Source organism: Halorubrum sp. Atlit-28R (assembly GCF_003665955.1).
Lineage (GTDB): Archaea > Halobacteriota > Halobacteria > Halobacteriales > Haloferacaceae > Halorubrum > Halorubrum tropicale.
Genome location: NZ_QPLS01000149.1, coordinates 1 through 511, shown reverse-complemented (window position 1 = coordinate 511; position 511 = coordinate 1). Strand labels below are relative to the sequence as shown.

Genomic DNA, 511 nt, shown 5'->3' with positions numbered 1-511 from the left:
GAAGCCAAGGAACGCGGATACGATATTTACGCGCTCCACACCTCGTACGGGCAGAAAACCGAATCGAAGGAGTACGAGTGCGCTCGTGCGCTTGCAGACGAACTCGACGCCAACGACTTCCTTCACATCGAGACGAGTCACCTGAAACAAATCGGCGCGTCGTCCCTCACCGACGACTCGATGGCGGTCGAAGACGCCGACATGGAGTCCGACGAAGTCCCCACCTCCTACGTCCCATTCCGGAACGCGAACCTCCTGTCGATGGCCGTCTCCTACGCCGAAGCCAACGACTGTGACGCTGTTTTCGTCGGCGCACACTCCGAGGACTACTCGGGCTATCCGGATTGTCGTCCCGAGTTTTTCGATGCGTTCGAGACGATGGTCGATGTCGGCACGAAACCCGACACGCACATCTCGCTCGAAGTACCCTTCGTCCACGATGCGAAGACAGATATCGCCCGCCGCGGTCCCGAACTCGGCGTTCCCTTCGAGCACACGTGGTCGTGCTACC

1 protein-coding gene is annotated in these 511 nt (G+C 59.7%); it reads left to right on the top strand.

The window, feature by feature from the left end:
- A partial coding sequence (locus tag DVK06_RS17250) for a 7-cyano-7-deazaguanine synthase (protein WP_121601143.1) occupies positions 1-511 on the top strand: 511 nt, incomplete at both ends.